The 19,522-nt window shown below is 53.9% G+C and carries 17 protein-coding genes; 9 read left to right on the top strand and 8 right to left on the bottom strand.

Features of this window, described 5'->3' with window-relative positions; all coding sequences use genetic code 11:
• Positions 1-29 precede the first annotated feature (29 nt).
• From xylH to xylF, 3 genes are read right to left on the bottom strand one after another with little or no spacing between them, the layout of a single operon-like run.
• Positions 30-1,211, bottom strand: a complete 1,182-nt coding sequence (gene xylH, locus ACH1XZ_RS11440; protein ID WP_395595659.1) for a xylose ABC transporter permease XylH — start codon at positions 1,209-1,211, stop codon at positions 30-32.
• Entirely contained in the window at positions 1,189-2,730 is a 1,542-nt protein-coding gene (locus tag ACH1XZ_RS11435; RefSeq protein WP_395595658.1) for a xylose ABC transporter ATP-binding protein, read from the bottom strand. Before ACH1XZ_RS11435 ends, xylH begins: the two co-directional genes overlap by 23 nt.
• 57 nt (positions 2,731-2,787) lie before the next feature.
• Positions 2,788-3,780 carry a D-xylose ABC transporter substrate-binding protein gene (gene xylF, locus ACH1XZ_RS11430; RefSeq protein ID WP_123651074.1) on the bottom strand — a complete coding sequence of 331 codons (993 nt, stop codon included), beginning with the start codon at positions 3,778-3,780 and terminating at the stop codon, positions 2,788-2,790.
• 358 nt (positions 3,781-4,138) lie between these two features.
• On the opposite strand from xylF, the gene xylA reads away from it, so the two are divergent.
• From xylA to yiaB, 3 genes are all read left to right on the top strand, one after another.
• Positions 4,139-5,461 (top strand): xylose isomerase, encoded by a 1,323-nt coding sequence (gene xylA / locus ACH1XZ_RS11425; RefSeq protein ID WP_395595657.1) that lies wholly within the window; start codon positions 4,139-4,141, stop codon positions 5,459-5,461.
• Positions 5,462-5,542: 81 nt separating this feature from the next.
• Positions 5,543-6,997, top strand: coding sequence for a xylulokinase (xylB, locus tag ACH1XZ_RS11420; protein ID WP_395595656.1), 1,455 nt, complete (start codon positions 5,543-5,545; stop codon positions 6,995-6,997).
• A 167-nt stretch (positions 6,998-7,164) separates the two neighbouring features.
• Positions 7,165-7,542 carry an inner membrane protein YiaB gene (gene yiaB / locus ACH1XZ_RS11415; protein WP_395595655.1) on the top strand — a complete coding sequence of 126 codons (378 nt, stop codon included), beginning with the start codon at positions 7,165-7,167 and terminating at the stop codon, positions 7,540-7,542.
• Here yiaB and ACH1XZ_RS11410 read toward each other — a convergent pair.
• A complete protein-coding gene (locus ACH1XZ_RS11410; RefSeq protein ID WP_395595654.1) occupies positions 7,507-8,502 on the bottom strand; it encodes an acyltransferase in 996 nt (331 codons plus the stop codon). The genes yiaB and ACH1XZ_RS11410 overlap by 36 nt on opposite strands.
• 170 nt (positions 8,503-8,672) lie before the next feature.
• Here ACH1XZ_RS11410 and ACH1XZ_RS11405 point away from each other — a divergent pair, with 170 nt between their 5' ends.
• The 5 genes from ACH1XZ_RS11405 (at position 8,673) to ACH1XZ_RS11385 (ending at position 14,510) form a co-directional block, all read left to right on the top strand.
• Positions 8,673-8,978 (top strand): YsaB family lipoprotein, encoded by a 306-nt coding sequence (locus ACH1XZ_RS11405; RefSeq protein ID WP_395595653.1) that lies wholly within the window; start codon positions 8,673-8,675, stop codon positions 8,976-8,978.
• A 138-nt stretch (positions 8,979-9,116) separates the two neighbouring features.
• Positions 9,117-10,028: a glycine--tRNA ligase subunit alpha gene (gene glyQ / locus ACH1XZ_RS11400; protein WP_035893112.1), complete on the top strand. Its 912-nt coding sequence runs from the start codon at positions 9,117-9,119 to the stop codon at positions 10,026-10,028.
• 9 nt (positions 10,029-10,037) lie between these two features.
• Complete coding sequence (gene glyS / locus ACH1XZ_RS11395) at positions 10,038-12,107, top strand: glycine--tRNA ligase subunit beta (RefSeq protein WP_395595652.1); 2,070 nt, start codon at positions 10,038-10,040, stop codon at positions 12,105-12,107.
• 329 nt (positions 12,108-12,436) lie between these two features.
• Positions 12,437-12,589, top strand: a complete 153-nt coding sequence (gene hokA, locus ACH1XZ_RS11390) for a type I toxin-antitoxin system toxin HokA (RefSeq protein ID WP_395595832.1) — start codon at positions 12,437-12,439, stop codon at positions 12,587-12,589.
• Between the two features lie 301 nt (positions 12,590-12,890).
• Positions 12,891-14,510: an ABC-F family ATP-binding cassette domain-containing protein gene (locus tag ACH1XZ_RS11385; protein ID WP_395595651.1), complete on the top strand. Its 1,620-nt coding sequence runs from the start codon at positions 12,891-12,893 to the stop codon at positions 14,508-14,510.
• A 53-nt stretch (positions 14,511-14,563) separates the two neighbouring features.
• Here the strand turns inward: ACH1XZ_RS11385 and cspE are convergent, their stop codons facing one another.
• Positions 14,564-14,776, bottom strand: a complete 213-nt coding sequence (cspE, locus tag ACH1XZ_RS11380) for a transcription antiterminator/RNA stability regulator CspE (RefSeq protein WP_035893107.1) — start codon at positions 14,774-14,776, stop codon at positions 14,564-14,566.
• Between the two features lie 340 nt (positions 14,777-15,116).
• Complete coding sequence (locus ACH1XZ_RS11375) at positions 15,117-16,490, bottom strand: MFS transporter (protein ID WP_395595650.1); 1,374 nt, start codon at positions 16,488-16,490, stop codon at positions 15,117-15,119.
• A 419-nt stretch (positions 16,491-16,909) separates the two neighbouring features.
• On the opposite strand from ACH1XZ_RS11375, the gene ACH1XZ_RS11370 reads away from it, so the two are divergent.
• Entirely contained in the window at positions 16,910-17,620 is a 711-nt protein-coding gene (locus ACH1XZ_RS11370) for a DUF3053 domain-containing protein (protein ID WP_395595649.1), read from the top strand.
• A gap of 39 nt (positions 17,621-17,659) precedes the next feature.
• Here the strand turns inward: ACH1XZ_RS11370 and ghrB are convergent, their stop codons facing one another.
• Together ghrB and ACH1XZ_RS11360 are read right to left on the bottom strand one after the other, a co-directional pair.
• A complete protein-coding gene (gene ghrB, locus ACH1XZ_RS11365; RefSeq protein WP_395595648.1) occupies positions 17,660-18,634 on the bottom strand; it encodes a glyoxylate/hydroxypyruvate reductase GhrB in 975 nt (324 codons plus the stop codon).
• Positions 18,635-18,771: 137 nt separating this feature from the next.
• Positions 18,772-19,431, bottom strand: a complete 660-nt coding sequence (locus ACH1XZ_RS11360) for an OmpA family lipoprotein (protein WP_035893103.1) — start codon at positions 19,429-19,431, stop codon at positions 18,772-18,774.
• Between the last annotated feature and the right edge of the window lie 91 nt (positions 19,432-19,522).

Genomic DNA, 19,522 nt, shown 5'->3' with positions numbered 1-19,522 from the left:
TGAAGAACGGCAACACCACGGCTGGGCAATTAAGCCCGCCGTTTGGTGGCGGAGTCCATCCAGACGGCGAGTAATAAAATTGCACCTTTGACGATATATTGCCAGAAAGTGGGGACGTCCATCATACTCATTCCGTTGTCGAGCGAGGCCATAATAAATGCCCCCATCACCGCGCCAGCAACGCTACCCACACCGCCCGCGAGGCTGGTGCCGCCGATAACGCAGGCGGCAATGGCATCCAGTTCGGCAATGTTACCCGCCGACGGAGAACCCGCTCCCAGACGTGAGCTAAGAATCAGCCCTGCAATGGCGACCATCAGGCCGTTGATGGCAAATACCGCCAGCTTGTTACGCTCAACGTTAATACCGGAAAGGCGTGCGGCTTCGATGTTGCCGCCGATAGCATATATGCGTCGACCAAAGGCGGTGCGCGTGGCCATAAACATTCCCGCCAGCAGCAGCAGCGTGAGCAGCAGAACCGGCGTTGGCACGCCGCGATAATCATTGAGCAGCCAGATAGCGCCGAGGACGATTACCGCCGTCAGCGCCTGACGACCCACCACGCCGCTGGAAGCCGGAGTGCCCAGTCCCAGCGACTGACGCCGCATTCGCCCGCGCCACTGCCAGGCGATAAACGCCATCAGCCCAATCGCGCCAAAGGTGAAGCCAATACCGTCTGGCAGGTAGCTTTGGCCAATTTGCGACATCGCCGCACTGGTGGGAGAAACGGTCGTACCGTTGGTTATCCCAATCAGAATGCCGCGGAAGGCAAGCATCCCGGCGAGCGTTACGATAAACGACGGTACTTTCCGATAGGCGACCCACCATCCGTTCCAGGCGCCCAGCACCAGGCCCATCGTCAGCGTGACGATAATGGTCAGCGGCAGCGGCCAGCCGAGCCAGACATCAAAAATGGCGGCAGCACCGCCTAGCAGGCCCATCATTGAACCGACGGAAAGGTCGATTTCGGCGGAAATAATCACGAATACCATTCCGACGGCGAGAATGCCGGTGATGGCGGTCTGGCGCAGCAGGTTGGAAACGTTACGTGCGCTGAGGTAGGCGCCGTCAGTGGTCCAGGTAAAGAACAGCATAATCACCACAATGGCCGCGATCATGACGAAGACCTGCAGGTTGAGCGATTTTAGCCGCAGCGCAGGGGCGGGAGCAGAGGCCGCCAGCTTGATTTCAGACGGGTTGTTTTTCGACATGACGTTCACTCCTTAAGGCGGCTTCCATCACTTGTTCCTGAGTCAGACCGTTATTGACCAGGTCGGCTTTTAATTTCCCCTCGTGCATGACCAGCACCCGGTCGCTCAGACCCAGCACTTCCGGTAGTTCAGAGGAGATAACGATGACGGCAATGCCTTGCTGCACCAGTTGATTAATCAGCTTGTAGATTTCGTACTTTGCACCGATATCGATACCGCGCGTGGGTTCATCAAGAATGAGAATGCGGGGATTAAGCAGTAGGCAGCGCGCCAGAATGGCTTTTTGCTGATTGCCGCCGCTGAGTCGACCGACAGCGAGATCCGGTGACGACGTTTTCACCTTCAGCCGCTGGATGGACTGTAAAATGCACTGCTGTTCTTTGGCATCATCCAGGCTGCTAAATGCACCGCTGAAGTCGTTGAGCGCGGCAAGCGTGATATTTTTTCCAACCGCCATGACCGGCACGATGCCGTCTTTTTTGCGGTCTTCCGGCACCATCGCTATACCGTGGGCGATGGCCTGCTGGCAGTTGCGGATGTCCACCTGCTTGCCATCAATAAAGACTTTGCCTTCCCAGCGCCCGCGCCAAACGCCAAACAGGCACTGGACGGCTTCGGTACGTCCGGCACCCACCAGGCCCGCGATGCCCAGAATCTCCCCGCGCTTGAGGCTAAAGGAGATGTCGTTCACGCGTTTAATATGCCGGTTCACGGGGTGCCAGGCGGTAAGGTGCTCCACGCGCAGAATTTCATCGCCAGCCGTATGCGGCTCGCTCGGATAGAGCGCGGTGAGTTCGCGGCCAACCATCATGGTGATAATGTCGTCTTCAGTCATATTCGTGGCATCACGAGTACCGATATGCTGGCCGTCGCGGATCACGCAGATGGTGTCAGAGATCGCTTTCACTTCATTGAGTTTGTGGGAGATATAAATACAGGCGATGCCATGGTTTTGCAGATCGCGAATGATCCCCAGCAGCACGGCAGTTTCTTGTTCAGTGAGCGAGGCGGTGGGTTCGTCCAGAATAAGCAGTCGTACCTGCTTGTTCAGCGCCTTGGCAATTTCAACCAACTGCTGCTGCCCTAGACCTAAATCGCCCACGCGCGTATCGGGTGAAATAGCGAGATTCACCTGTGCCAGTAATTTCTCGCAGCGCAGCGTCATGGTGTCGTAATCCAACACGCCGTGGCGGCTAATCTCTGTGCCGAGGAAAATATTTTCCAGCACGGTCAGATGTTTAACCAATGCCAGTTCCTGATGAATAATAGCAATGCCTTTGCGCTCGGTATCGCGAATATGCGTGGGCTGTAGCGTCTCGCCGGCAAAGGTAATTTCCCCCTCGTAGCTGCCATGTGGGTAAATACCGCATAGCACCTTCATTAACGTGGATTTTCCTGAGCCGTTTTCGCCACACAGGGAAACCACTTCGCCAGGGTTTAATCGCAGGCTGACATTATCAATCGCCTTCACCACCCCGAAGGTCTTGGTGATGCTTTTCATTTCGAGTAAATATGGCATAAGTGCTTGTGCTCCGCGTAAGCCAGGCTGCCCCAGCGTGAGGCTGGGGCGGGCCGTTTAGAGTTCGCTCTTCTTATGGAAACCATCTTTTACAACGGTGTCGTCAATATTGGTTTTATTGACTTCAATTGGGGTGAGCAGGCGGGATGGCACATCTTTCAGACCATTATTCAGCGTGGCATCGGCTTTCGGCTGCTTGCCGTTACCGAGCTCAACGGCGATTTCTGCTGCGCTATTGGCCAGTAAGGTGATCGGTTTATATACGGTCATGGTTTGCGTGCCGTTGATAATCCGTTTCACCCCCGCCAGATCGGCATCCTGACCAGAGATAGCCACTTTGCCAGCCAGACCCTGAGCGCTGAGTGCCTGAATGGCGCCGCCTGCGGTGGCATCGTTTGACGCTACAACCGCATCGATTTTGTTATTGTTAGCGGTGAGGGCGTTTTCCATAATTTTCAGCGCATTTTCCGGCAACCAACCGTCAACCCATTGATCGCCGACAACTTTAATTTTGCCATCATCAATATAAGGTTTTAATACTTTCATCTGTCCGGCGCGGAAAAGTTTAGCGTTATTATCAACCGGCGAACCACCCATCAGGAAATAATTTCCCTGAGGTACCTGATTAACCAGACTTTGCGCCTGCATTTCACCGACTTTTTCGTTGTCGAAAGAAATATAAAAATCAATATCCGCATTATTGATCATGCGGTCGTAAGCTAATACTTTAATGCCTTCTTGTTTCGCTTCTTTAATTACGTTGCTAAGTACTTGCCCGTTATACGGAATAATAACAAGGACATCTACACCACGGTTGATCATATTCTCGATCTGCGACATTTGTGTCTCTTCATTGCCGTTAGCGGATTGCACAAAAACCTGTGCCCCCAGCTGTTCAGCCTTATTCACAAAGATGTCGCGGTCTTTTTGCCAGCGCTCAAGGCGCAGGTCATCAATAGCCATACCGATTTTTACTTCTTTGGCGCTACTCACCATGCTGGTGAGCAGTAGCGATGCGCAGAGTGTGAGGCAAAGGTTCTTTATCTTCATAATCGTAATGCCTTCTGTAGGGATAGGTGATGAGATTGGCGATAAAAGAAACGGAGATGACTTAACACGCAGCAAATTTTTAACATGTAAATGCTGTCTGGCAATTACAGATTTTTATCTTCCTATTACGATATTTCGTTTAATTGTCAAATTATGACCGCGATCTGATTTTAAAATCATCGTATGCAAAATTTACTCACATAAATCGAGGCTGATTCCTATTTGTTTTGCGAGCTAGCGCACATTTGTGGATTCTCTTAATAGCAGTGTGAAATAACGTAATTGAGCAAGTGCAAATCAGAATTCAGTATTACAAAACGAATTATTCCTCGCCGCCTGTCAGATTATGGAGTTCATTATGCAAGCTTATTTCGACCAACTGGATCGTGTTCGTTTTGAAGGCCCAAAAACTGAGAACCCGCTGGCTTTCCGCCACTACAACCCGGACGAATTAGTGCTGGGCAAACGTATGGAAGACCATCTTCGCTTCGCCGCTTGCTACTGGCATACCTTCTGCTGGAACGGTGCAGATATGTTTGGTGTTGGCTCATTTGACCGCCCATGGCAGCAGCCTGGCGAAGCGATTGAGCGCGCAAAACGTAAAGCTGACGTGGCGTTTGAATTCTTCCACAAACTGAATGTGCCTTACTACTGCTTCCACGACGTGGATGTTTCCCCGGAAGGCGCGAACCTGAAAGAGTATCTGAACAACTTTGCGCAGATGGTTGACGTGCTGGCTGAGAAACAGCAGCAGAGCGGCGTGAAGCTGCTGTGGGGTACCGCAAACTGCTTCACTAACCCACGCTATGGCGCAGGCGCGGCAACGAACCCAGATCCAGAAGTCTTTAGCTGGGCTGCGACTCAGGTCTTCACCGCGATGAATGCTACCCATAAGCTGGGCGGTGAAAACTACGTCCTGTGGGGCGGTCGCGAAGGTTACGAAACGCTGCTGAATACCGACCTGCGTCAGGAGCGCGAGCAGATTGGCCGCTTCATGCAGATGGTGGTTGAGCACAAACACAAAATCGGTTTCCAGGGTACGCTGCTGATTGAGCCGAAGCCTCAGGAACCAACCAAACACCAGTACGACTACGATGCTTCCACCGTTTACGGCTTCCTGAAGCAGTTCGGTCTGGAAAAAGAAATTAAGCTCAACATCGAAGCAAACCATGCGACGCTGGCTGGTCACTCATTCCATCATGAAATTGCGACGGCGATTGCGCTGGGCCTGTTTGGCTCCGTGGATGCCAACCGCGGTGATCCGCAGCTGGGCTGGGATACCGACCAGTTCCCGAACAGCGTGGAAGAAAACTCGCTGGTGATGTATGAGATTCTGAAAGCGGGCGGTTTCACTACCGGTGGCCTGAACTTCGATGCGAAGGTTCGTCGCCAGAGCACCGACAAATATGACCTGTTCTACGGCCACATCAGCGGAATGGATACCATGGCACTGTCGCTGAAAGTCGCTGCCCGTATGATTGAAGGCGGTGAGCTGGATAAACGTGTGGCAAAACGCTATGCGGGCTGGAATGGCGAACTGGGTCAGCAGATCCTGAAAGGCCAGATGTCCCTGCAGGAACTGGCCAAATATGCCGAGCAGCATCAGTTGGCACCACAGCACCAGAGCGGCCATCAGGAGTTGCTGGAAGGGCTGGTAAACCACTACCTGTTCGACAAGTAAGTTAACCACCGCATTTCGCAGTATAACGTGCCCGGGAGCGTGAGCTTGCCGGGCATCGTACCACCTAAAGGAGCAGTCGCGATGTATATCGGCATAGATCTAGGCACGTCTGGCGTTAAGGCGATTCTGCTTGATGAACAGGGAAGCGTCCTGGCGTCACATACGGAAAAACTGACGGTTTCCCGTCCGCACCCGCTATGGTCTGAGCAGGACCCAGAGCAGTGGTGGCAGGCAACGGATCGTGCCATCAAAGGACTCAGCCAACTGCACAGCCTTCAGGGCGTGAAGTCTCTGGGGATTGCAGGGCAAATGCACGGTGCAACGCTGCTGGACAAACACCAGCGCGTGCTGCGCCCGGCTATTCTGTGGAACGATGGACGCTGTGCTGAAGAGTGCGAGCTTCTGGAAGCGAAGGTGAAAACGTCGCGGCAGATAACCGGCAACCTGATGATGCCTGGTTTTACTGCACCGAAGCTGCTGTGGGTACAGCGGCACGAACCTGAGATCTTCAGCCAGATCGATAAGGTGCTATTACCAAAAGATTATTTGCGTCTGCGTATGACCGGTGATTTTGCCAGTGATATGTCCGACGCAGCAGGCACCATGTGGATGGATGTCGCGAAGCGTGACTGGAGCGATGAGATGCTCGCCGCTTGCCATCTGACCCGTGACAACATGCCGGCGCTGTATGAAGGCTGTGACATCACCGGGAAATTGCTGCCATCGGTTGCCAGCGCATGGAATATGCCAGCGGTGCCGGTAGTGGCGGGCGGTGGTGATAACGCAGCTGGCGCCATCGGTGTGGGTATGGCGGATGCTGGCCAGGCGATGCTGTCGCTGGGCACTTCGGGCGTCTACTTTGCGGTGAGCGAAGGGTTCCTGAGCAAGCCGGAAAGCGCCGTACACAGTTTCTGCCATGCGCTGCCGGGCCGCTGGCATTTGATGTCGGTGATGCTGAGCGCCGCGTCTTGTCTGGATTGGGCGGCAAGGTTGACCGGCCTGACGACCGTGCCTGCGCTGATTAGCGCGGCGGAAAATGCGGATGCCAGCGCTGACCCAATTTGGTTCTTACCGTATCTTTCCGGTGAACGCACGCCGCACAATAACCCGCAAGCGAAAGGCGTTTTCTTTGGCCTGACGCACCAGCATGGTCCTGCCGAACTGGCGAAAGCGGTGCTGGAAGGGGTAGGCTATGCGTTGGCTGATGGGATGGATGTGGTTCATGCCTGCGGCGTGACGCCGGAAAGCATCACGCTTATCGGCGGCGGCGCGCGAAGCCCATGGTGGCGGCAGATGCTGGCAGATATTAGCGGGTTACAGCTGGACTATCGCACCGGGGGCGATGTTGGCCCAGCGCTAGGTGCAGCGCGGCTGGCGCAAATTGCTGTGAATCCGGATAAGCCGCTGTCAGACTTACTGCCGCAGCTCCAGCTGGAACAAACACATTATCCGGATGCTGATCTTCATGCTGTTTACCTGCAGCGCCGTGAGACCTTCCGCAAACTGTATCAGCGGTTGCTGCCGCTGATGTCCTGATGATAAATCCCTCCTGCAAGCAGGAGGGATTTACTCCCGCAATTAAATCGAAGCAAATAATAAAATAATTATATGATTTTATTCTGAAATGCTCCCCTGAGTCGCTTTTTCGGTGTTGCCAGCCTCCCGTTTCCCATAATGTGCATTTGATGGATAAGGAGATCCCAATGAAACGTTCTGTGCTTATTTCATGGCTAATCATGCTTGTTGGCGCTCTGATTTATCTCATTGGTTTATGGCAGGCCTGTCCGTTATTAAGCGGCAAAGGTTATTTCCTGGGCGTGCTGGTCACTGGTATGTTCGTCATCTATGTCTATCGGCGTGAAGTGAAACGTGGATCGATTGACGGTAGTTTTGCCTCTGTCTGCCAGATGGTAGCGCTGATGACTTGCGGGTTGTTGCTGGTGGGGTTGTGGAATGCGCCGCTCTCGCTGGTCGAAAGAGGCGCATATCTTGCGGCATTCTGTCTTTGTATATCGGGTCAGTATCTTCTGATGCGGGCTAGGGAATTAACTGACCAGCCTACGGGTATCGACACGCTGTAGCAGCATAGAAAGCAGCAGGCTTGCGGCAAGCGTTGCGCTGAATATCCAGAGAATATCCAGTGCAGGCCAGCGTTTTAATTCCAGACCGCCGGTACGTAAGGCGTAAATAATCAGCGCATGAAAGCCATAAATACCCAGCGAATGCTTTGAAATAAAGCCGAGCCCCGGAAGCACTCGCGCGTTCAGGGTATTTTTAATCAGCGTCAACAGCGATACGGCGCAGATAAAGACCATCGGGCCGCAGTAAACGTACCAGGTATCGGCGAAGTTGCCGCGCCATTGCAGCTCGTGCAGCGTACCCCGTGAGATAATCCATACGGAGGCTGCAAATAGCAGCGCGCAGCACCAGGAGAGACCTTTTTTATCGGTTTCCATCATACCGATTGCACGCCCTAGTAACCCGTAAATAACGTAATAGAACGTATCGCCGTTGATGTACAAGTTAACCGGCAGCCATTCGACGCCGTGAGTGCTGAGCGAAACGGTATTGGGGTTCGCCGCCAGGCCAATCACTACCATTAACGCCAGCAACATTTTGCCGCTGATGGTTTTAACCTCAATCAACGGTGAAACCAGGTAAATGACGATGATGGCGAAGAAAAACCACAGGTGATAGAACACCGGTTTTTGCAGTATATGCTTCAACGAGGCTTCAACGCTGATATGGGTAAAAGAGGCGATAAACAGCAGCGCGACGGCGCTATAGAACAGCAGGCAGAGCGCAATACGGAGAAAATGGCGCGGCTGGGCGCTACGCGGGCCGAAAAACAGGTAGCCGGAAATCATAAAAAAGAGCGGCACGCTGACGCGGGAAGCGGAGTTTAAGACGTTAGCAAAGTCCCAACTTAGCGGACTCACGTCGTGCGGGTGGGTGATATACCAGGTCGTGGTATGGATCATCACCACCATCAGGCAGGCAATTCCGCGTAAGTTCTCAATCCAGTTAATCTTTGCTTGCATCAGATACCTATTTTTCCGCTATAAATAAGGTCAGACTCGCCCCAGTGCTTGCTATCTCACTGGATAATTCCGAGTTTCTCGCCCCGCGCTTGTGATGGTGAAGCAATCTTCGCACAATGCGGCGGTAAGAAAGGGGTAAAGCCTAAAATAACAGCCCGGTAAGATAAATAATGATGATGAAACCTCTCCCTGCTTTGCTGACCATTATTCTGCTTGCAGGATGCTCTTCGGCGGAACCGTCGGTTGTACAAAAATCACAAAGTGCGCGCGTGAATTCCGAACGTTCGCTTTCTATGGAGCAATTGTGCAAAGACAATGCTGCAGAACGCTATAACACCGCGACGAAGAAAATTGATGTCACCGGATTTGAACGTTTCCAGGGAAGTTATGAACTCCGCGGCTATACGGCGCGAAATGAAAGTTTTGTCTGCTCTTTCGATGCCGATGGCCGATTTTTACATCTCTCCATGAGCTAAAACGGGTGGGTTCGTGGTAAAAACGGACCTGTTTTCCCCAATTTAGTCTAAACAACCTCGTTTCATACTGTATATCTCGCAGCCAGCGGGTATACTGACTCCTTCCTTTAAATCCACACGTATCCAGCACGAAATCATATGCAAAAGTTTGATACCAGGACCTTCCAGGGCCTGATCCTGACCTTACAGGATTACTGGGCTCGTCAGGGCTGCACCATTGTTCAACCACTGGACATGGAAGTTGGCGCCGGCACCTCACACCCAATGACTAGCCTGCGAGCGTTGGGGCCAGAACCGATGGCGACTGCCTACGTGCAGCCTTCCCGTCGCCCAACCGATGGCCGCTATGGCGAAAACCCGAACCGTTTACAGCACTACTATCAGTTCCAGGTAGTGATTAAACCGTCTCCGGACAACATCCAGGAGCTGTACCTCGGATCGCTGAAAGAGCTGGGTATGGACCCAACCATCCACGACATTCGCTTTGTGGAAGATAACTGGGAAAACCCAACGCTGGGTGCCTGGGGTCTGGGTTGGGAAGTGTGGCTGAACGGTATGGAAGTGACGCAGTTCACCTACTTCCAGCAGGTTGGCGGTCTGGAGTGTAAACCGATCACCGGTGAGATCACCTATGGTCTGGAACGTCTGGCCATGTACATTCAGGGCGTAGACAGCGTTTACGACCTGGTCTGGAGCGACGGCCCGCTGGGTAAAACCACCTACGGCGACGTGTTCCATCAGAACGAAGTGGAGCAGTCCACTTACAACTTCGAATACGCGGACGTGGACTTCCTGTTCACCTGCTTTGAGCAGTACGAGAAAGAAGCGCAGCAGCTGCTGGCGCTGGAAACTCCGCTGCCGCTGCCTGCTTACGAGCGTATTCTGAAGGCCGCCCATAGCTTTAACCTGCTGGATGCGCGTAAAGCCATCTCTGTCACTGAACGTCAGCGCTATATCCTGCGCATTCGTACCCTGACCAAAGCAGTGGCAGAAGCTTACTATGCTTCCCGTGAAGCCCTCGGCTTCCCGATGTGCAACAAGAATAAATAAGAGGCGGCCATGTCTGAGAATACTTTTCTGGTGGAAATCGGCACTGAAGAGCTGCCACCAAAAGCGCTGCGCAACCTGGCTGAATCCTTTGCCGCGAACGTCACGGCAGAGCTGGATAATGCCGGCTTAGCGCACGGTAACGTTGAATGGTTTGCCGCTCCTCGCCGCCTGGCGCTGAAAGTGGCAAATCTGGCGGCTGCGCAAGCGGATCGCGAAGTTGAAAAACGCGGCCCGGCCATTGCCCAGGCGTTCGACGCGGAAGGTAAACCAAGCAAAGCGGCTGAAGGTTGGGCGCGCGGTTGTGGTATTACTGTCGATCAGGCGGAACGTCTGACCACCGACAAAGGCGAATGGCTGCTGTATCGCGCGCACGTTAAAGGTGAAAGTACCGAAACGCTGCTGCCGAACATGATTGCCAACTCGCTGGCTAAACTGCCTATTCCTAAGCTGATGCGCTGGGGCGCGTCCGACGTACACTTTGTGCGTCCGGTTCACACCGTGACCCTGCTGCTGGGTGATAAAGTCGTTCCGGCGACCATCCTCGGCGTGCAGTCCGATCGCATCATCCGCGGTCACCGCTTTATGGGCGAGCCTGAGTTCACCGTCGACAATGCCGATCAGTACCCGCAGATCCTGCTGGAACGCGGCATGGTGATGGCTGACTACGAAATGCGTAAAGCCAAAATCAAAGCTGACGCTGAAGAAGCGGCGCGTAAGATTGGCGGTAACGCCGATCTCAGCGAAAGCCTGCTGGAAGAAGTCACCTCACTGGTGGAATGGCCGGTGGTGCTGACCGCGAAGTTCGAAGAGAAATTCCTCGCGGTGCCAGCTGAAGCGCTGGTTTACACCATGAAGGGCGACCAGAAGTACTTCCCGGTTTACGATAACGCGGGCAAGCTGCTGCCAAACTTCATCTTCGTGGCGAACATCGAGTCGAAAGACCCGCAGCAGATTATCTCCGGTAACGAGAAAGTGGTTCGTCCACGTCTGGCCGATGCCGAGTTCTTCTTCAATTCCGACCGTAAAAAACGTCTGGAAGATCACCTGCCGCGTCTGCAAACCGTGCTGTTCCAACAGCAACTGGGTACGCTGCGCGACAAGACTGACCGTATTCAGGCGCTGGCCGGCTGGATCGCGGGTCAGATTGGTGCTGACGTTAATCATGCAACCCGTGCGGGCCTGCTGTCCAAGTGTGACCTGATGACCAACATGGTCTTCGAGTTCACCGACACCCAGGGCGTGATGGGCATGCACTACGCACGCCACGATGGCGAAGCGGAAGATGTTGCCGTTGCGCTGAACGAACAGTACCAGCCGCGCTTTGCCGGTGATGACCTGCCGTCTAACCCGGTTGCCTGCGCACTGGCGATTGCGGACAAGATGGACACCCTGGCGGGTATCTTCGGTATCGGTCAGCACCCGAAAGGCGACAAAGACCCGTTTGCGCTGCGTCGTGCTGCGCTGGGCGTACTGCGTATTATCGTTGAGAAGAACCTGCCGCTGGATCTGCAGACCCTTATCGAAGAAGCGGTACGTCTGTACGGTGACAAGCTGACCAACGCGAAAGTGGTGGATGAAGTTATCGACTTCATGCTCGGTCGTTTCCGCGCCTGGTATCAGGACGAAGGCTACACCGTTGACACCATTCAGGCGGTACTGGCGCGTCGTCCGACCCGTCCGGCAGACTTCGATGCTCGTATGAAGGCGGTGTCCCACTTCCGCACGCTGGAAGAAGCCTCTGCGCTGGCTGCGGCCAACAAGCGTGTATCCAACATCCTGGCTAAATCTGACGAGACGCTGAACGATATCGTTCACGCTTCCGTACTGAAAGAAGCGGCGGAAATCAAGCTGGCGGGCAACCTGGTTGTGTTGCGCGACAAGCTGCAGCCGTACTTTGCAGAAGGTCGTTATCAGGAAGCGTTGGTTGAGCTGGCATCCCTGCGTGAGCCGGTGGATGAGTTCTTCGAGAACGTGATGGTTAACGCTGAAGACCAGAATGTGCGTGTGAACCGTCTGACGCTGCTGTCCAAGCTGCGCGATCTGTTCCTGCAGGTAGCGGATATTTCCCTGTTGCAGTAATGGTTCCGCGATTAAATAAAAACCTGCTCTCGGGCAGGTTTTTTTATGTCCTGGATATAATTAATGGAACGCTTAATAATTCTCTTATTAATATAAATTGGTCTAATCATTGATAGGCGAGAAATATTTTAGGAATACATCAAAGAAAGGTCTTTTGATATTTAAGGTAGAATAGTTGCGGGTGCTTGAGACTGTCTGTCTCAGGTATTCACCCGATGACAGACAGAGAAAAGCCCCACCTGACGTTAAATCAAAGTGAGGCCAACTCTATGCATGAACACCATAAGGTTAGCCTCTTACTTGTTGAAAATCAACACAGGAGGCAAAGGATGCCGCAAAAATCTATGTTGTATAGTTTGATAGTGATATGTCTCACTATTCTATTATTTACCTGGATGGTTCGTGATTCATTATGTGAATTGCATATTAAGCAAGGAAACAATGAATTAGCGGCATCTTTAGCCTGCAATATTAGACAGTAAGGGCGTACGGCGGGGAATATTCCCCGCCGCTATTGCGGTGTTATGCAGGCTCAATGCACCCCTTTTTATTTAACAAAATAATATAAAGGCTTTCCGTTCGCGGGAGGCCTTTTTTGTGGATAGGGCGGTTGCGCAAAAAAGAACCTTGAAATGATTGGCGTAATGCGTTTATCCTTTGCCGCGACGAATCCCTCGTCTCACTGAGGCACACTGAAAATGGACAAACACACCTGCTGAATTCGAATCCTTGCTGGGCGCTTGCCGCAAGCAGGGGAACTATTGATTTCATTCAGGAGTGCTTATGGCCCATTGCGCGCAATCCCCTTCTTTTATTTTACATCAGGTTACCTGTCAGTTTGCGACGGGTGATACTCTTTTCGGCCCGCTGAATTTATCGCTGGAACGTTCACTCTGTGGTCTTGTCGGGCGTAACGGCGTGGGCAAATCGCGGTTGCTGCGGCTATTGGCTGGCGTTGATGAACCCTCCACCGGACATATCGAATGTTTCGCGTCTCGTGCTTACGTCGCGCAGCAACATGAGGCCTCAGCGAAGACCACGCTGGCTGAGCTGTTGGGTTACGGGGCCGTTTTCGCCGCATTGCGGCGTCTTGAGCAAGGCCAGCCGTACGACGACGATATCGAAAGTCTGGATGGTTTCTGGGATCTGCCGGACCAGCTCCGCATCGCCTTTCAGGACGCGGCGCTGGGTGAGTTTAACCCATTGAGGCTGGCCGGTTCCTTAAGCGGCGGCGAACGGGTGAAAGCGCTGCTTTGCGCGGCATTTACCTCTGGTGCCAACTTCCTGTTGCTTGATGAACCGACCAACCATCTGGACCGCCCAGGACGCGAGTGGTTCTATCGACAGCTTGATGCCTGGCAGGGTGGGGCGCTTGTCGCGAGCCACGACCGGGAACTGCTGGCGCGGATGCCACGCATTCTTGAGTTGACCCCTGCGGCGCTTCGCAGCTATGGCGGTAGCTATGTGGAGTATCAACAGCAGCGTGATGCGGAGCAGCAGGCGGCGCGAGCCGCACTCGATCATGCTGCCACTGAACGTCGCCGCACGCGTGCTCGACAGCACAAAGAGCATGATGATTGCCAGAGACGCTCTGCAAAAACGCTGCGTACCGTTGATTCTCTCAATATCGCGTCATTTGAACGGGTGAAATACAAAGGGGCGGCGCGAGAGCGACCCGGCACTTTACTGCGCCAACATCGTGAGCAGCAGACTGCGCTGGATAATGCGGTAAAGCAGGCTCGGGAGCGGGTGGAAGAGGATACGCCTGTCATGTTTACGCTGCCCGGCAGTGAGGTGCCCAGCGGTAAGCAGGTTCTGGTTCTGGAGTCGCTACAGCTGGCACATCAGGCGCATTCTGTCCTCGACTGGCGCATGGACGGCCCGATGCGGGTGGCGCTGCGCGGACCCAATGGCTGCGGAAAAACGACGCTGCTCAAAACCCTGATGGGGCTTGAGGCACCGCTTGCCGGGCACAGCCAGCTTTCTGTCTCTGCCGCCTGGCTGGATCAGCATCTTAGCCAGTTCGATCTGTCGTTATCGGTAATGGCGCATCTACGGGCGGGCGACACGCCGCTGGAAGAGGGCGCGCTGCGTACTCGTCTTGCGCAGCTACAGCTTGGCGCGGACAAAGTGAACCTACCGTTATCGGCACTCAGTGGGGGAGAACGATTAAAAGCGGCGTTGGCCTGCGTGCTGTGGCGGCGAGAGGCGACGCAGCTGTTACTGCTGGATGAGCCGACGAATCACCTTGACCTGGCATCGATGCAGGCGATTGAGGTGGCGCTGGCTGATTTTCCCGGCGCGATGCTGGTGGTGTCTCACGATGAGGCGTTCTTGCAGGGGCTGAAACTGACGCATGCGCTGGAGTGGCATGAGTCCGGGTGGCATTTTACCGCGCTGTAGATAAAAAAATCCCCGCCATAAGGCAGGGATTTTCAATTCTTAGCGGCGTTAACTTACAGGGAAGTTACGTTGCCAGCTGCTGGGCCTTTAGCGCCGTTCTCGATGGTGAAGGAAACTTTCTGACCTTCGTCCAGAGATTTGTAGCCATCGTTCTGGATAGCAGAGAAGTGTACGAACACGTCTTTAGAACCATCGTCAGGAGTGATGAAGCCGAAACCTTTATCAGCGTTGAACCATTTTACGATACCAGTCATTTTACCGGACATAGAAATTACCTTTAAAAATTAATTGAGCCTTTCGGCGATATGGCATGCTTTACAGAATTTAAAGCGTAAAGGAATGTCGCTACGAGGGGTACCAATGGATAACCTTGAAGGGAACTGCTTTACTCAACTGCTTTGTGGTCTGTATGTCAAACCGTGGATGTATTAACGCATAACTCTTACCGCAAAAGCAAACGTTATCTGCACATAATTTACTATGCTCCTGGGGTGCAGATAAGGAGAATTCCGTCTAATAACTTGATAAATATGAACTATTATCATTTGTGAGTGCATTGTAAAAAAATATCATTTAGCCCCGGCAGCGCACTGTCGGGGCTAAATATCAGACTTTTTGTGCCGATTCAGTCAACGCTGCCGCTGTGCTGTCGCCTTGATTCTGCTGATTTTTACCGGCGATGTACTTCACCATCAGCGCGATGGCTGACAGCACCGCGGGTATTGCCAGCAGAGCGAAAATCGTTTTGAAGGAAAGCTCTGCCTGCATTAAGAACGCACCGCTAAATGCGCCGAGGATACCCCCAAAGCGGCCCAGCCCCAGCATCCAGGCAACGCCCGTTGCGCGCCCCTGCGTTGGATAAAACCCGGCGGCCAGCGCTGGCATGGATGACTGTGCGCCGTTCATTATCGTCCCGGCGATAAACACCATGACGCCCATCAGCACCAGATTACTGGTTGAGAAACCGACCAGACAGACAAAGATCCCGGTTAACAGGTAGCCCACGGCGACGACTTTATTCGGGTTGATTTTGTCCATCAGCGCGCCTAATACCAGCACGCCAATCCCTCCGCCGAGCGGGAACAGTGCGGTAATCACGGAGGCCTGACTCAGCGTCGCACCGGTTTCACGAATTAACAGCGGCAGCCAGCTGGTCAGCAGGTAGAAGATAAGCAGCCCCATAAAGTAGGTCAGGCACAGCATGATGGTGCCCACCAGATAGCGTGGCGAGAAGATAACCCCCAGCGCCGACTGCTCCTTGACCTGCCCAGCCTCTTGCAGGACAAACCGGGTGTTCTCCGGCAGCGCGGCAATGTGGCGCAGAATATTGGCAATCTGCTGTTGAGAACGGTTTTTTACTGCCAGATAGCGGGCCGACTCTGGCAGCAGGAAAATCAACGCGACCGCCAGCGCTAACGGCATTACGCCGCCCAGCACCAGTACGCTCTGCCAGCCGTAGTGTGGGATCATCCATGCAGAGATGAACCCACCGAGTGAAGAACCAATTGGGAAACCAACGAACATCAGATTCACCAGCAGGGCGCGACGGCGCTCCGGCGCATACTCGCTCATGAGCGTCGCGGCGTTTGGCATGGCAGCACCGAGCCCCAGGCCGGTTAAGAAACGTAGAACGGTCAGTTGCGTCAGCGAAGTGGCGAAGGCGGTAATCAGGCTGAAGCCACCAAAGACCAGAATCGACAGCACCAGCACCTTTTTACGGCCGATACGGTCTGCCATCGGCCCAGCGGTCAGCGCGCCGACGGCAAGACCGACCAGCGCGGCGCTCATCACCGGGCCAAGGTCAGATTTTTGTACGCCCCACTCCTGAACCAAATCGGATGCGATAAAGCCAATAATGGCGGTATCGAAGCCGTCCAGCGCGACGGTCACAAAGCACAGCACCAGAATCATCCACTGGTACTTTGAGAAGGGATTGCGATTGATAAAAGCCTGAATATCCGTTGTTGTCTGTGTTGTCATGCGGTAATTCCTGCTAAGCGGTGCGAGTAAGTGGTTTTTTCAACGCTTATCTTTCTCGCCGGTATTGAGGTAATTGGGCGATTATCGAACGTTTTGTCGTTAATCGTTCGTTAAATAAAATCACTTATGCAGCAGGACAACAATCCACCGTGGCCAGGAAGTGTGCGATTATCGTTCTCTCAAGGCGAGGTGGGTGCATTGGCGGGTGAAAAATAAAGCAATATCATCTTGTTATGCCCATTTATTTACCGTGGTTTCATCGTGATAAATGTGATGTGTGCAACAATCAATTAACAATGCGCGCGAACCGCCAGAGAACGCATGAAAAAGGTATCTTGCGGCGCGGCTCTGGACTATCCTTGTCACCGTTGGGCACGCGTGTGCCGGTTTGCGCTTTTTTTGGCTGAAGGAGTATTAAAATGGCGTCAGGAAAGTCCTGCTCTCGCTGGTTTGCGCCTGTTGCGGCGATATTGATGGTTGTTAGCCTGAGTGGGTGTTTTGATAAGGAAGGCGATCAGCGTAAAGCATTCGTCGATTTCCTGCAGAATACGGTAATGCGTGGCGGTGAACGCCTGCCGACGCTGACCGCTGACCAGAAAAAACAGTTCGGACCGTTTGTTTCCGACTACGCCGTCATTTATGGCTACTCACAGCAGGTAAGTCAGGCGATGGATGCCGGTTTACGTCCGGTTGTCGATAGCGTTAACGCGATTCGCGTACCGCAAGATTACATGACCCAGCGCGAGCCGCTGCGTCAGGCTAATGGTTCACTGGGTGTTCTGAGCCAGCAGTTGCAGAATGCGAAAATGCAGGCTGATGCCGCGCATTCGGCGCTGAAACAGGCTGATGACCTTAAGCCTGTCTTTGATCAGGTATACAGTAAAGTCGTGACCGGCCCGTCCGAAGCGCTGCAACCGCTGATTCCTGCTGCTCAGGTGTTTACCCAGCAACTGGTACAGGTCGGTGATTTCGTCGCGCAGCAGGGCACTCAGGTGAGCTTTGTCGCTAACGGTATTCAGTTCCCGACGTCACAGCAGGCAAGTCAGTACAATTCACTGATTGGCCCACTGGCGGCACAGCACCAGGCGTTTAGCCAGGCGTGGACCGCAGCAGTCAACGCAACTAAATAAGCGTTATCGTTGCCCGGCATCGCGCCGGGCAGCGTCGTTTTACCCCGCAACCTGCGGGTTCACACAGTTCTTCTCTACGTTCCCTTTCAGTGCGTCAATCAGGTTATCCACCGCACAGGCCGCCATGTTGTAGCGGGTTTCATGCGTCGCGGAACCGATATGCGGCAGCGCCACCACGTTAGGTAGCTTCAACAACGGAGACTCTACTGGCAGCGGCTCCTGCTCAAACACGTCCAGCCCCGCGGCGTGGATATCGCCGTTTTGCAGTGCGGCAATCAGCGCTTGCTCATCCACGACCGGACCACGACCGGCGTTAATGAAGATGGCGGATGACTTCATCCGTGCGAACTGCTCTGCGCCGAACAGATGGTGAGTCTCCTCGGTGAGCGGCAGGATCAGGCAGACAAAATCAGCTTCTTCCAGCAGGGTATTCAAATCACAATAGCGGGCGTTAAAGCGCTCTTCCGCCTGCGGATGGTGGCGTCGTGCGTTGTAGAGAATTGGCATGTTGAAGCCGAAATGCGCGCGCTGGGCGAGCGCCATGCCTATGCGGCCCATTCCGACAATCCCCAGCGTCTTGTGATGAACGTCGATGCCAAACCAGTCCGGGCCGATACCCTGCTTCCATTCGCCTGCTTTCACTCGTTCGGCAACCTCAACCACGCGACGAGCAGAGCTGAGTACCAGCGCCATCAGCGTATCGGCCACGGTTTCGGTCAGTACGGTCGGCGTGTGCATCAGCAGAACGCGACGGTTGTTCAGCGCATTCACATCGAAATTGTCATAGCCCACGGAAATGGTGGAAGCGGCACGTAGCTTTGGCATTTTCTCAAGCAAAGCGGTGTCCACGTTTTCGCTGGAACCCAGCAGCCCAACGGCATTCGCGAAGGCATCAGCGTGCTGCTGCACGGTCTCTGGATGCAGGTTTGGTACGCGGGTGACGGTGAAGTTGTCGTTCAGGCGTTGTAACAAATCGTCAGGCAGGGCTTTGTAGAGAATAACGGACGGCTTCATGTGTATCTCCATGGATTGAAGAGGGAAGAGTTGATCGTTAGCAGGCTTAACAATCCCACAGCGAGGTGAAAAGTACCAGCCCAGAAAATAGGGAGTGATGAACGCCGGGCAGAGTGGAGCCCCTACCCGGCAGGGGATTACTGCGGACTTAAGGTGATTTCTACGCGACGGTTCTGCGCTTTGCCTTCGGCAGTGCTGTTGCTGGCGATAGGGTTCGCCGGGCCCATGCCGGAGGTACGGATACGAGCAGCGGCCACGCCCTGGGTGATAAGCGAGCTGGCGACAGAATCGGCGCGCTGCTGAGACAGCGTCATGTTCAACTGCTGGCTGCCGGTGCTGTCGGTATAGCCGACCACGTTCACAGCGGTTTTTTCGTACTCTTTCAGTACCATTGCCACGCCGGTCAGGGTGTTAGCCCCTGCTGGTTTCAGCGTAGAAGAGGAGCTGTCGAAGGTGACGTTGTTTGGCATATTCAGCACGATGTTGTTGCCATTACGCGTCACGCTCACGCCGGTCCCCTGCATTTTCTGACGCAGCTTGGCTTCCTGGGCATCCATGTAGTAACCCACGCCACCGCCGACGGCTGCACCGGCGGCAGCGCCAATCAGTGCGCCTTTACCGCGGTCGTGTTTAGAGGATGCCAGTGCGCCGATGCCCGCGCCCACTAAGGTACCAAGGCCTGCGCCGATGCCGGTTTTGCTGGCTTCCTGTTCGCCAGTGTAGGGGTTGGTGGTACAGCCAGAAACCGCCAGTGCGCCGCTAACCAGGGCCGCAATCATGAGCATGCGTTTTTTCATCTTATTTCCTTAATCCTTTTTATTCTTTGCCACGGCAGGTGTGGCGGTTGATTATGACGTGCAAAACCGGGGAAAATTCCCGGGAGATTTT

The organism is Kluyvera chengduensis (assembly GCF_044197065.1).
Lineage (GTDB): Bacteria > Pseudomonadota > Gammaproteobacteria > Enterobacterales > Enterobacteriaceae > Kluyvera > Kluyvera ascorbata_C.
The sequence above is the reverse complement of the archived record's forward strand: the minus strand, read 5'-3'. Positions and strand labels throughout refer to the sequence as shown.